This window comes from Kitasatospora sp. NPDC057518 (assembly GCF_042802075.1).
In the GTDB taxonomy this organism is placed as follows: Bacteria; Actinomycetota; Actinomycetes; order Streptomycetales; family Streptomycetaceae; genus Kitasatospora.
This window is the reverse complement of the sequence record NZ_JBHVEU010000024.1, coordinates 24971-36769: the sequence shown is the minus strand read 5'-3', so window position 1 is coordinate 36769 and position 11799 is coordinate 24971. Positions and strand designations below refer to the sequence as shown.

Here is an 11799-nt window from a genome sequence, read left to right as displayed (position 1 = left end):
GGGGCCCGCGCGATGGCGGGGCCGGGCCGGGCGGCAGTGCCCTAGACGGTGACGGACTCCCGGGCCGGGGCCGGCTCCGGGGCTGCGGTCGCGAGCTTGCTGCCCTCGACGTCCACGTCCGGTATCAGGCGGTCGAGCCAGCGCGGCAGCCACCAGGCGCGGCGGCCGAGCAGGGCGAGGACGGCCGGGACGATGGTCATCCGGACGATGAAGGCGTCGAAGGCGACGGCCGCGGCGAGGCCTAGGCCCATCATCTTGATCATCGGCTCGCTCATCCCGATGAAGCCCGCGAAGACGGCGATCATGATGAACGCGGCGGCGGTGACCACCCGGGCGTTGTGCCGGAATCCGGTGACGATCGCCTCACCGGGCTCCTCGCCGTGGACGAAGCCCTCGCGGATGCGGGTGACCAGGAACACCTCGTAGTCCATGGCGAGGCCGAAGACCACACCGATCATGAAGATCGGCATCATGCTCATCACCGGGCCGGTCTGCTCCACGCCGATCAGGTTGGCCAGCCAGCCCCACTGGAAGACCGCGACCACGGCGCCGAGCGCGGCGACCACCGACAGCAGGAAGCCGAGCGCCGCCTTCAGCGGGACGAGGAGCGAGCGGAAGACGATCATCAGCAGGATGACGGCGAGGCCGACGACCACGGCGAGGTAGGGCACCAGCGCGTCGGACATCTTCTGCGACACGTCGATGTTCATCGCCGTGGTGCCGCTGACCAGGACCGTCGCCCCGGTGGCCGTCTTCAGGCCGGCCGCGTCGTGGCGGATGGCGTGCACGATGTCCTTGGTCTCGGCCTCGCTCGGGCCGGTCGCCGGGACGGCGTTGAGCAGGGCCGTGTCGCCCGCCTGGTTGAACATCGGCGGCGTCACCGCGATGACCCCGGGCAGACCCGAGACCTTCTTGGCGACCTCGTCGGCGGCGGCCTTCGGGTCGGCGACGCCCTTGGCGTCCACCATGACCGTCAGCGGGCCGTTGAAGCCGGGGCCGAAGCCCTCGGAGAGCAGGTCGTACGCGCGGCGCTGGGTGGTGGAGGTGGGCTTGGACTCGTCCCCCGGCAGGCCGAGCCGCAGGTCGAGCGCCGGGGCGGCGAGCACCCCGAGGCCGATCACGCCGCCGAGCAGCACCGCGAGCGGGCGGCGCAGGATGAAGCGGGCCCAGCGGGCACCGCCGTTCTCCTTCGCGCCCGGGGCCGCCGCACCGCGGGCCTTGCGGGCCTTGCGCGGCAGCACCTTGCGGCCGAGGAAGCCGAGCAGCGCGGGCACCAGGGTGAGCGCGACCAGCACGGCTATGACGACCGTCCCGGCGGCGGCCATGCCCATCTTGGCCAGGATCGGGATGCCGACCACGGAGAGGCCGGCGAGCGCGATCACCACGGTGAGGCCCGCGAAGACCACCGCGGACCCGGCCGTGCCGACCGCCCGGCCCGCCGCCTCCTGGGGCGTCCGGCCCTCGGCGAGCTCGGCGCGGTAGCGGGAGACGATGAACACCGCGTAGTCGATGCCGACCGCGAGGCCGAGCATCATCGCGAGCGTGCCGGTGGTGGTGGAGAGCCCGAGCGTGCTGCCGAGCGCGGTGATCAGCGCCATGCCGAGGCCGACGCCGATGACGGCGGTGAGCAGCGGCAGGCCGGCCGCGAGCAGCGAGCCGAAGGTGATCACCAGGACGACGGCGGACAGCGCCATGCCGATCGCCTCGCTGCTGCCGCCCGCGTCGGGCTTGGCCATCAGCGCGGTGCCGCCGATCTCGACCTTGAGACCGGCGTCCCGCCCGTGCTGAGCGGCCTGCTCCAGGGTGTCGGTGGCGGTCTTGGAGACCTCGCCGGCCTTGGCGGAGTAGCTCACCGTGGCGTAGGCGGTGGTGCCGTCCGCGGAGACGGCGCCCTTCATCTTGAACGGGTCCACCGCGCTGGTGACCTGCTCGGAGCCGGCGAGCTCGCCGACCGTGCGCTCGACGGCCTGCTGGTTCGGCGCGGCGGTGATCTTCTGGCCGGAGGGGGCGACGAACACCAGGCGCGCCGAGGCCCCGTCGGCGTGGCCGCCGGGGAAGCGCTCGTTCATCAGGTCGAAGGCCTTCTGCGCCTCCGTGCCGGGCATCGCGAAGCCGTCGTCGGGTGCGGCGGGCGCCTTGGCCGCGAGGACTCCGACGGCCGCCAGCACGGCGACCCAGAGGAAGGTCACCAGCCGGCGCCGGACGAAGGTCCATCGGCCCAGACGGTAGAGGAACGTGGCCACGGGAGAGCGGACTCCTTCGGATGCGGTTCTCGGGATCGGGAGGTGCCGCGGCCGGCCGGACGTCCTGGTGGACGCGGTCCGCCGCAGCATGACCAATCCTTGATCGCCGACCCCTACTCCGTCGTCGTCCCTGCGCAGGCCGTTTGCGTACTGCGGACGCAGTAGTGCCCTCCCCCGTACGGAGGAGCGCGCGTCCTACCCCGGAAGCAGCCCCCGGACCTGCGGCGGAAGCAGATCCGGTCACCCAAGCGGTCCGCGGCGGCGGGCCGCGGACCGGTGGGCGAAGTAGCGTGATGTGCCTGACCCGTCCGCTGACGTGCGGTTCGGGAGGATCCGACCCGATCGGTGCTGCTTTCGCAGCCCGCCGCCGGAGGTGCCCCATGGGCGTTCCAGCCGCCCGCATCGTGTTCGACGAGAGCGACCGTGCGGCCGTCGCCGAAGCGGTGACCGAGATGCTCACCACCGGCGCGCTGACCCTCGGTCCGTGGACCGAGCGCTTCGAGCAGGCCTTCGCCACCGAGCACGGCGCCTCGCACGCCGTCGCGGTGAGCAGCGGCACGGCGGCGCTGGAGGTGATCCTGCGCGGCATCGACGTCCGGGGCCGCGACGTGGTCGTCCCCGCCGTCACCTTCTACGCGACCGCCGGCGCGGTGGTGCACGCGGGCGGGCGTCCGGTCTTCGCCGACGTCGACCCGGCCACCCTCGCGCTCTCCCCCGAGACCCTGGAGGCGGCGCTCACCCCGGACACCGCCGCCGTCGTCCTGGTGCACATCGGCGGGCTGGTCGGCCCGCAGGTCACCGCGGTGCGGGCGCTGTGCGACCGGCGCGGTATCCCGCTGGTCGAGGACGCCGCGCACGCCCACGGCAGCAGCTTCGACGGGCGCGCCGCCGGGACCTTCGGCCTGGCCGGGGCCTTCTCCTTCTACCCGACCAAGGTCACCACCAGCGGCGAGGGCGGGATGATCCTCACCGAGTCGCCGGAGCTGCGCGACGAGGCCCGGATCTACCGCGACCAGGGCAAGGGCTCCTTCACCACCAACCACCACGTGAAGCTCGGCTACTCCTGGCGGATGAGCGAGCCGCACGCCGCGATCGGGGCGGTGCACCTGCGCCGGCTGAAGGAGTTCATCGAGACCCGCCGGGCCGTCGCCCGCCGCTACGACGCGGCGCTGGCCGGGCTGGACGGCCTCGACCCGGTGCTCGAACCGCCCGGCTGCCGGGGCAACTACTACAAGTACGTGGCGCTGCTGCCGCCCGGGGTGGACCGCGCGGAGTTCAAACGGGCGGTGGCCGAGGAGCACGGGGTGCGGCTGTCCGGCGAGGTCTACGACCTGCCGCTGCACCTCCAGCCGGTGCTCGCCCCCTACCGGCGCGGGCCGCTGCCGGTGGCCGAGGACGTCTGCGCCCGGCAGGTCTGCCTGCCGGTGCACTCCGACATGACCGAGGACGAGACGGAGCAGGTGGTCGACGCCGTCTCCGCGGTGTACCGGCGCCTGGCCGGGTAGCCGGAGCGAAGGGAGCAGGATCGTGCGGATAGCCGTCACCGGAGGCTGCGGGTTCATCGGTTCACACGTCGTGGACCACCTGATCGCGGCCGGCCACGACGTCCTCGCGGTGGACACCACCGACAAGTACCTCAACCCGGACGCCGAGCACGCGCGGCTCGACATCCTCGACCTCGGGGCCCTCACCGCGGCGCTGGCCGGCAGCGAGGTGGTCTACCACCTGGCCGCCATGGCCGACGTCGAGCAGGTCTCCGCCGACCCCGTCCGCGCGGTGCGGACCAACATCGACGGCACCGAGGCCGTCCTGGAGGCCGCCCGGCGCAGCGGCCTGAGCCGGACCGTGCTGGCGAGCACCGTCTGGGTCTACGGGGCCGCCCTCACCGACGGGCAGATCGACGGCGGCGAACAGGAGCTGGACGAGCACGTGCCGATCGAGCTGGAGCACAGCGGCCATCTGTACGTGGCCACCAAGCTCGCCGCCGAGATGCTGGTGCACAGCTACCGCGAGCTCTACGGGCAGCACTTCACCATCCTGCGCTACGGCATCCCGTACGGCCCCCGGATGCGGGACGAGCTGGTCGTCGCCCGGTTCGTCCAGGCCGCGCTGACCGGTCGGCCGATCACCATCGCCGGGGACGGCCGGCAGAGCCGCAACTTCGTCTACGTCGAGGACCTCGCCGACGCCCACGTCCGGGCCCTCTCCCCCGCCGCCGAGGACCAGACCTTCGCGCTGGAGGGCTCGGCGGCCGTCTCGGTGCGGGACATCGCCGACACCGTGGACGCCCTGCTGGGGCCCGTCACCATCGAGCACATCGACGGGCGGAAGGCCGACTACGCGGGGCGGCGGATCTCCTCGGCACAGGCGAAGCGGCTGCTGGGCTGGTCGCCGAGCACCAACTTCACCGCCGGCGTGCAGCAGTACGCGGACTGGTACCGGGCCGCCGTCGGCTCGGCCGCCGGCGCCTGACGGGGGCCGCCCGATGCCGCACGCCCTGCTGGTCTCCGGCTCGCTCGGGCAGGGCCACGACGTGATGGCGCAGGCCTGCGCGGACACCCTGCGGGAACGCGGCTGGACCACCGGCACGGTCGATGCCATGGCCCTGCTCGGGCAGCGCTCCGGCGCGGCCGGGGAGGCGGTGTTCCGCCGGCTGCTCGACCTGCCCGGGGTGTACGACGCCTTCCACTTCTCGGCGCTGCGGCCGGGCGCCCGGCTCGCCCTGCTCGCCGACGCGGCGGCCCGCGCCCGGCTGGTCCCGGCGCTGCGGGAGCTGATCGCGGCGCAGCGGCCGCAGCTGGTGGTCTCGGTGTTCGCCACCGCGACCTCGGCGGTCAACCGGCTGCTGCGGCAGGCACCGGAGCGGGAGTTCCGGCACTTCGTGTTCTGCACCGACGTGACGCCGCACCGGCTCTGGGTGCAGGAGGGGACGGACCTGTTCCTGGTCACCTCGGAGGTCGCGGCGTGCGCGGTGCGGCGGTACCGGCCGGACGCCGACGTCGCCGTCGTGCCGGCGCCGCTGCGGCAGCCGTTCTACCGGCCGCCGGAACGGGCCGTGGCGCGCGCCGAGTTGGGCGTACCGGCGGGCGCCGCCTGCGTGCTGCTGATGTCGGGCTCCTGGGGGCTCGGCCCGCTCGCCCGCACCGCCGCCTCGCTGGCCGCCGCCGGGCCGCACGTGCTCGCGGTGGCCGGGCGCAACCGGGAGCTGGAGCGCCGGCTGCGGACCGCCGCGCGCCGGGAGCCCCGGCTGCACCCCTTCGGCTACACCGACCGCGTCCCCGCGCTGATGGCCGCCGCCGACCTGGTGGTCACCAGCTCGGGCGACACCTGCAGCGAGGCCCGGGCGCTGGGCCGGCGGCTGCTGCTCCTCGACGTGGTGCAGGGGCACGGGCGCGACAACCTCCAGCACGAGCTGGAGCTCGGCCACGCCGACGTCGCCACCGCCCGCCCGGCCGAGGTGGTCCGCAACGCCCTGGCCGCCCTCGGCCGCCCCGAGCCCGCACCGTCCGCCGGCGCCACACCGGAGGCCTGGCAGGCCGGGTTCGGGGCGGCGCTGCGACGGATGGGGCTGGGCTAGCCGCGCGGGGGACGTGGTGCGGCACGCGGGTGGCGGCCGGTGCGTCCGTCACCCCGGACGGTTCCCCGCGCCCGACGGCACCCGGTGGTCGCGGAGGGGGCCGAGGGTGAGGCGGTGGGTGCGGCAGTGGGCGGCGATCAGTGGGAGGGCGGCGAGGGTGGCGCGCCAGGAGCCGGGGGCAGAGGTGCAGTCGGAGTCGTGCAGCAGGAGGGTGGCGCCGCCGGTGAGGCCGGGGCGGGCGGTCGCGTAGACGGACTCGCCGGTAGCCTCCGCCGTCCAGTCGCGGCCCCAGGCCGTCCACAGCACGCTGCGCAGGCCGAGCCGGCGGGCGGCCAGGGCCGGGCCGGCGGTCAGGACGCCGTACGGCGGGCGGTACCAGCGCGGGCGGGCGCCGCAGAGTTCGGTCACGGCCTCGCTGGCGCGGCGCAGTTCGCGCAGGTCGCGGGCGGGGGCCGGGTACCACTGCTGCCGGTGGTGCCAGCCGTGGACGGCCACCTCGTGGCCGCGCAGCACCAGCTCGCGGCCGAGCCCGGGGGCGCGCTCCAGCATCGCGCCGAGCAGGAAGAAGGTGGCGCGGGCGCCGAGTTCGTCCAGCGCGTCGAGGACGTACGGGGTGCTGGCCGGATCGGGGCCGTCGTCGAAGGTCAGGGCGACGTGGCCGGGCGCGGTGCCGTGGCCGGCGGTGCGGCGGGCCAGGGTGCGGCGCAGTGGCGGCAGGCGGACGGCGGCCGGGGCGAGGTGCAGGAACTCCGCGCCGACGGCGAGGGCAGTGGCGGCGACGGCGGCGGTGCCCGTCCGGTGCACGGCGGCGCTCACTCGAAGCGGGCGGCCATCCGGCGGAACACGCCCGGTGCCACCCCGTGGAGGCGGGACGGGAAGCCGAGCCAGTGCGGGACGTAGAGGCGGTCGCGTTCGGTGGTGATGGTCGCCACCACCGCGTCCGCGACCCGGTCCGCCGGGACCAGCCTCGGCCAGTCGCGCTCGTACGGGGTGCCGCGCCGCTCGAAGAACGGGGTGTCCACCGCGCCGGGGAGCACCAGGCGCACCCCGACGCCCGTGCCGCGCAGCTCGTACCAGAGGCTCTCGGCGAACATCGTCAGCGCGCCCTTGGTGGCCGCGTAGCCGGACTCCTCCCGCGAGCCGACCTGGCCGACGATCGAGCCGAGCAGCACGATCCGGCCGCGGCGGCGCTCCAGCATGCCGGGCAGCAGCAGCCGGACCAGGCGCAGCGGGGCGGCGAGGTTGACCTCGATCATGCGGTCCAGGGTGTCGGAGGGCGTCTGCGCGTACGGGCCGCGCCAGCCCAGGCCGGCGCTCGCGACCAGGGCGTCCACCCGGCCGGTGTCGGCCAGGGCGGCCTCGGCGAGGCGGGCCGGGCCGTCCGGCTTGCTCAGGTCCTCGGGCAGGGCGCGGCCGCCGGTGCGGTCGGCGAGTTCGTCGAGGCGGGCGCGGTCGGTGCCGGAGAGCAGGGTGAGCCAGCCGGCGTCGGCCAGGCGGGTGGCGGTGGCGCGGCCGATCCCGGAGGAGGCGCCGGTGATCAGCGCGACGGGGCGGCCGGCCGGGTCCGGCGGGGGCTTCAGGGCCTTCCGGTCCACGGGAGCCGCGAGGTCGGTGACCTCCTTCGGGTCCGACCGCCGGGGTCGGGAGTGGGGCTCCTCCGCCATCGGGCACCTGCCGCTCTGTGACCGCCTAGCCGTCCGTTTTGTCCGGCAAGTCACCTTCGCACGGCGGAGCCGTCCGGGCTACCGGGGCGGTACGGCGGGCTCCGCCTCGGCGTCCCGGTGCGGGGCGGTCGGCTCCGCGGGCCCGCCCTCGGGCTCGCCGAAGCGGGAGAGCACGAAGGTGCCGCCCACCGCCACCGCGAAGCCCGTCAGCGCGCACCACTCGAACCCGGGGCGCGCGGCGTCCCCGAGCACCGTCACGCCGACCAGCGCCGGGCCGAAGGTCTCGGTCACCGTCCCGGCGGCGGTCGCGGCCGTCACCGTGCCGCGCTGCAGGGCCAGGGCGTAGGCGAGGTAGCCGCCGAGGCCGCCGACGGCGAGGGCGTAGGCGGCCGGGTCGGTGAGCACGGCGACCGGGCCGGAAACGTCCAGTACCCGTACGGCCAGGCTGGTCACACCGAAGCCGGCCCCGGCCAGCAGTCCCAGGCCGGCCGCGGCCGCGTTGCCCTCCCGCCGCACCAGGACCAGGGTGGCGAGCAGCAGGACGGCGGTGGTGGCGAGCAGCGCCCAGTGGAAGGCGGGCGCGGCGTGGTCACGGCCCTCCCGGCCGGAGCCGAGCGCCAGCAGGGTCAGGCCGACGACCACGGCGAGGATGCCCGCGAGGTCGCCGCGGCGCAGCCGTGCGCCCAGCAGCCAGACGGCGGCCAGGGCGGTGACGGCCAGGCTGGCGTTGGTGACGGCCTGGACGAGGAAGAGCGGGAGGGTGCGCAGGGCGACGATGCTCAGCGCGAAGCCGACGATGTCCAGCAGGGTACCGAGGAGGAACTGCCAGGACCGCGCGAGCGCGGCGAGCAGGCCCGCCCGGACCCGGTCGGCGCGCGGGGCCGACCGCGCCCCGCGCGCCTGGAAGACCGCCCCGAAGCCGAAGCAGACGGTCGCGACCAAGGCGGTGGTGAGTCCCAGCAGCATGCCTCTCCCAGCCTCCCGGGGCAGCGTCGATCCACCACCAGTCTGGGGCCGGGGGGACGGGGTCGCACGGGTGGAGCGGGTGCGACGGGAGCGGCGCCGGACGGGATCGGCTGGGCCCGCCGGGTGGACCCGGGCGGCGCGCGGTTTGCCGACGGACGGTGTCGCGTCATCCCTGATCCATGATTCAGCACGCCATGCCGCTCGCCGCATCCGGTCTGAAGATCGACTGGGCCAGGATGCCGACCTACAACACGATCATGTCGGTGGCCGCCGGCGCCGGACTCCTGCTGGTGGTCGCCCTGGGGCGCCGGCTCCTCGTCCAGGGGCGCAGCACCACGCTCGAGGGCTGGGCGCTGGCGTTCGGGGCCCTCGGGTTCACGCTCGTCACCACCGGCCTGCACATGACCCTGACCTGGCCGCTGGCCGGGCAGGGGTTCCCGTTCGACAACGTCATCTTCGGCGAACCCGCCCTGGCGTTCGGCGTCTTCCTGCTGACCGCCTCCTTCTACCTCTGGAAGCGCGGCAGCGAACTGCTCGCCGCGGACGGCGTCGACCGGACGGTCCGGGTGGCCGCGCCGATCTCGGTGTTCGTCTTCGGCATGGGGCTGGCCTGCTTCGGCATCGCCGCCGCGGGCTGGAAGTACACGCTCTTCGCCGCCCCGCCGGAGGAGCCGATCTCCGGGGAGTTCTCGGACTGGCCGTGGCTGGAGGCGAGCTTCATGTCCGGGCTGTACGTGCTGGTCGGCATCGGGGCGCTGCTCTTCCCCTTCGCGCTGCGGGACCCCCGGCGGTGGATGAGCCCGGTGATCGGCGTCGTGTGGGGGCTGGCCGGCCTCGCCTTCCTGGCGTTCGGCGGGCTGAACTACTTCACCCACATCGGGCTCATCGTCAACACCATGTGACCGGCCGCGGGTGTGGCCGGGGCGCCCCGTCACGGCCGGACGGCCACCCCCGCGTACAGCGAGACCTCCTCGGCGGCGACGGGCGCCTCGTCGGGGGACGGCCGCCACTGCGCGATGGGGACGAGCCCCGGCTCCAGGAGGGTCCAGCCGTCGAAGAAGCGGGCGATCCGCGGCCGGGTGCGGGCCTGGGCCGCGGTGCCGGCCGCCTCGTAGATCCGGGTCAGTGTGGCGATGTCCTCGGGTGCGAACTCGGGGCTGACGTGGGTGATCACCAGGGCGCTGCCCGGGACGAGGGCGGACTTGAGGTGCTCGACCAGCTCGTACGCGCCGTGGGTGTCGGGGACGAAGTGGAGCAGGGCGTTGAGGGAGAGCGCGACCGGGCGGGACAGGTCGAGGGTCTCCCGCAGTCCGGGGGCGGCGAGCAGCCGGGCCGGGTCGGTGGCGTCGGCCTCGACGTAGGCGGTGCGGCCCTCGGGGGTGCCGGTGAGCAGGGCCTGGGCGTGCGAGAGCACGATCGGGTCGTTGTCGGCGTAGACCACCCGGGCGTCCGGCCGGACGCCCTGGGCGACCTCGTGCAGGTTGGGCGAGGTGGGGATGCCGGTGCCGATGTCGAGGAACTGGTCGAAGCCGAGCTCGGCGAGGGCACGGGTCGAGCGCTGCATGAAGGAGCGGTTGACGCGGGCGGCGGCGCGCAGCCAGGGCGCGACGGCGAGGGCGTGTCCGGCGGCCTCGCGGTCGGCGGCGAAGTTGGTGAACCCGCCGAGGAAGTAGTCGTACATCCGCGCCGAGTGCGGAACGTTGAGCCGCAGGTCCACTCCGTCGTAGAGACCCATCCGTGTTCTCCCCCCGGTGCCGTGCCCGATCGATCCTCCCCGCCCACGATAGGCGCGGCCCCTCGTGTTCCGAACAGCTTCCGGGCGTTCCAACCAACCGCTGGTTCCCATGAGATGACAATCTGTATTCGGATTGCAGCCTGGAGTGACAGGCCTGATGGAATGAGGATGGGCGCAGACAGCCCGACCCTCGGGTGGCCCGGTGCGCAGCCGGCGGCCACGGAAAGCAGGCCCGATGACGATCGACAGGGGCGCCCCGACGCGCAGGCACCGGGGCGGAACGGCCGTGGCGTACCTCCGCGGGACGGCGGCGGAGCCGACGGCCGACACCGACCCCGGACTCCGCTCCGACCCCGAACTTCGCCTGGGCCTCCCCTACGCGGCCTTCTGCGAGACCCACGAACCCGCCTGGCGCGCCCTGGCCCTGACCCGGATAGGCAGCCAGTCCGACGCGGAGCTGGTGGTCTCGGCGGTGAAGGCCGACCTGGCCCGCTGCTGGTCGCAGGTGCTCCGGTTCGAGGAACCGGCCGCGTACGCCTGGCGGTTGGCCAATCGGCACGTCGCGGACTGGGTGGCCGCCGAGGAGCCGGTCGAGGTGGAGGCGGTCACCTTCGCGGCGGTGATCGGCGCCTTCAAGCAGGTGGCGAAGGGGCTGCTGCACAGCGAGGCGGACGAGGTGCGGCTGTACGCGGCGATCCTCGAACTGCCGGACCGGCAGCGGGACGTGGTGATCCTGCGGTACCTGCTCGGCCTGCACGTCAAGGTGATCGCGGCGTACCTGGGGCGGCCGGTGGCGACGGTGCACTCCAACCTCCGGCACGCCCGGGAGAGGCTGGCCCGCCGGCTCGGGGTGGGCGAACTCCCGGACGGCGGCGGCGAGCTGTGACGGCGGCACCGGAGGACCGGGCCCCGGACGGACCGGGCCGGGCCGACGGCGGGCGCACGGTGTTCCGCGTCCCGCGGCCCGAACGCGCCCATGCGGAGCGGATCGCCGCCGTGCGCCGGGCGCGGCTCACCGCCGCGCCCGCGCACCTGCCCTCGGAGCACGAGCAGGCGGCGTTCGAACTCGGCCTGGTGGTGGCCCTGGTGCTGGGCGCGCCGGACGCCTCGCGCGGACTCGACCTGCTGGTGAACGCGCGCCGGATCCAGCCGGAGGGGGCCGAGGTGTTCGGCGCGCTGCTGTACGCGACCGGCAAGGAGGAGGGCGCCGAGTTCTGGTGGCGCTTCGCGGCCGGCTCGGGCAGCGGGACGGCCGCGTACTGCCTGCACCTGCACCACCTGATGCTCGGCGAGACCGACGACGCCGACTACTGGCGGGCCTGGTCGGACCAGCTGGCCACGGCCGAACGGCCGCCCGGGCCACGGGCGTTGCGGATGAACCGGCCGCTGCTGCCGGACGACGTGCGGCGCGACATCCTCTCCCGGGTGCACCACGGGCTGGCCCCGCAGCTGCCGCCCGCCCTGGTCGCGGTGATCGACCGGCTGCCGGTGCAGGACAGCGGCGAGGAGGAGGTGCCGAGCCCCTGGGGGCTCACCTCGGGGGCGACCTCCGCCTGTTCCTGGGAGGGCCTTCCGTGGGTCCCGGTGGATGATCACGACGCCCCGTGGGGGTGA

Annotated in this window: 11 protein-coding genes; 6 read left to right on the top strand and 5 right to left on the bottom strand. The window is 74.8% G+C overall.

The features are described 5' to 3' along the window. Positions 1–41: 41 nt before the first annotated feature. Entirely contained in the window at positions 42–2243 is a 2202-nt protein-coding gene (locus tag ACFU7Z_RS04555) for an MMPL family transporter (RefSeq protein ID WP_375873789.1), read from the bottom strand. A 380-nt stretch (positions 2244–2623) separates the two neighbouring features. On the opposite strand from ACFU7Z_RS04555, the gene ACFU7Z_RS04550 reads away from it, so the two are divergent. Genes ACFU7Z_RS04550 through ACFU7Z_RS04540 form a run of 3 tightly spaced genes read left to right on the top strand, consistent with a single transcriptional unit; the run spans position 2624 to position 5820 of the window. After that, positions 2624–3748, top strand: coding sequence for a DegT/DnrJ/EryC1/StrS family aminotransferase (locus ACFU7Z_RS04550; RefSeq protein ID WP_375873788.1), 1125 nt, complete (start codon positions 2624–2626; stop codon positions 3746–3748). Positions 3749–3770: 22 nt separating this feature from the next. Then, a complete protein-coding gene (locus ACFU7Z_RS04545) occupies positions 3771–4715 on the top strand; it encodes an NAD-dependent epimerase/dehydratase family protein (RefSeq protein WP_380775974.1) in 945 nt (314 codons plus the stop codon). A 13-nt stretch (positions 4716–4728) separates the two neighbouring features. Continuing rightward, positions 4729–5820 (top strand): hypothetical protein, encoded by a 1092-nt coding sequence (locus ACFU7Z_RS04540; protein WP_380775971.1) that lies wholly within the window; start codon positions 4729–4731, stop codon positions 5818–5820. A gap of 48 nt (positions 5821–5868) precedes the next feature. Here ACFU7Z_RS04540 and ACFU7Z_RS04535 read toward each other — a convergent pair whose 3' ends face one another. The 3 genes from ACFU7Z_RS04535 to ACFU7Z_RS04525 all read right to left on the bottom strand — a co-directional run bounded on the left by ACFU7Z_RS04535 (position 5869) and on the right by ACFU7Z_RS04525 (position 8450). Continuing rightward, positions 5869–6624 carry a polysaccharide deacetylase family protein gene (locus tag ACFU7Z_RS04535; protein ID WP_380775968.1) on the bottom strand — a complete coding sequence of 252 codons (756 nt, stop codon included), beginning with the start codon at positions 6622–6624 and terminating at the stop codon, positions 5869–5871. An 8-nt stretch (positions 6625–6632) separates the two neighbouring features. Continuing rightward, positions 6633–7484 (bottom strand): SDR family NAD(P)-dependent oxidoreductase, encoded by an 852-nt coding sequence (locus tag ACFU7Z_RS04530; protein ID WP_380775965.1) that lies wholly within the window; start codon positions 7482–7484, stop codon positions 6633–6635. Positions 7485–7562: 78 nt separating this feature from the next. Next, positions 7563–8450, bottom strand: coding sequence for a DMT family transporter (locus tag ACFU7Z_RS04525; protein WP_380775962.1), 888 nt, complete (start codon positions 8448–8450; stop codon positions 7563–7565). Between the two features lie 194 nt (positions 8451–8644). Between ACFU7Z_RS04525 and ACFU7Z_RS04520 the strand changes: the two genes are divergently transcribed. After that, positions 8645–9352 (top strand): DUF981 domain-containing protein, encoded by a 708-nt coding sequence (locus ACFU7Z_RS04520; protein ID WP_375873785.1) that lies wholly within the window; start codon positions 8645–8647, stop codon positions 9350–9352. A 29-nt stretch (positions 9353–9381) separates the two neighbouring features. Here the strand turns inward: ACFU7Z_RS04520 and ACFU7Z_RS04515 are convergent, their stop codons facing one another. Then, positions 9382–10185 carry an SAM-dependent methyltransferase gene (locus ACFU7Z_RS04515; protein ID WP_375873784.1) on the bottom strand — a complete coding sequence of 268 codons (804 nt, stop codon included), beginning with the start codon at positions 10183–10185 and terminating at the stop codon, positions 9382–9384. Positions 10186–10471: 286 nt separating this feature from the next. On the opposite strand from ACFU7Z_RS04515, the gene ACFU7Z_RS04510 reads away from it, so the two are divergent. Beyond that, a complete protein-coding gene (locus tag ACFU7Z_RS04510; RefSeq protein ID WP_375873783.1) occupies positions 10472–11071 on the top strand; it encodes an RNA polymerase sigma factor in 600 nt (199 codons plus the stop codon). Further along, a complete protein-coding gene (locus ACFU7Z_RS04505; protein WP_380775958.1) occupies positions 11068–11799 on the top strand; it encodes a hypothetical protein in 732 nt (243 codons plus the stop codon). Before ACFU7Z_RS04510 ends, ACFU7Z_RS04505 begins: the two co-directional genes overlap by 4 nt.

What these genes read in the sequence shown, in the direction of transcription:
- ACFU7Z_RS04540 (WP_380775971.1), top strand. Translation starts at nt 4,729, where the DNA reads ATGCCGCACGCCCTGCTGGTCTCCGGCTCGCTCGGGCAGGGCCACGAC.
- ACFU7Z_RS04515 (WP_375873784.1), bottom strand. Translation starts at nt 10,185, where the DNA reads ATGGGTCTCTACGACGGAGTGGACCTGCGGCTCAACGTTCCGCACTCG.
- ACFU7Z_RS04520 (WP_375873785.1), top strand. Translation starts at nt 8,645, where the DNA reads ATGCCGCTCGCCGCATCCGGTCTGAAGATCGACTGGGCCAGGATGCCG.
- ACFU7Z_RS04550 (WP_375873788.1), top strand. Translation starts at nt 2,624, where the DNA reads ATGGGCGTTCCAGCCGCCCGCATCGTGTTCGACGAGAGCGACCGTGCG.
- ACFU7Z_RS04530 (WP_380775965.1), bottom strand. Translation starts at nt 7,484, where the DNA reads ATGGCGGAGGAGCCCCACTCCCGACCCCGGCGGTCGGACCCGAAGGAG.
- ACFU7Z_RS04525 (WP_380775962.1), bottom strand. Translation starts at nt 8,450, where the DNA reads ATGCTGCTGGGACTCACCACCGCCTTGGTCGCGACCGTCTGCTTCGGC.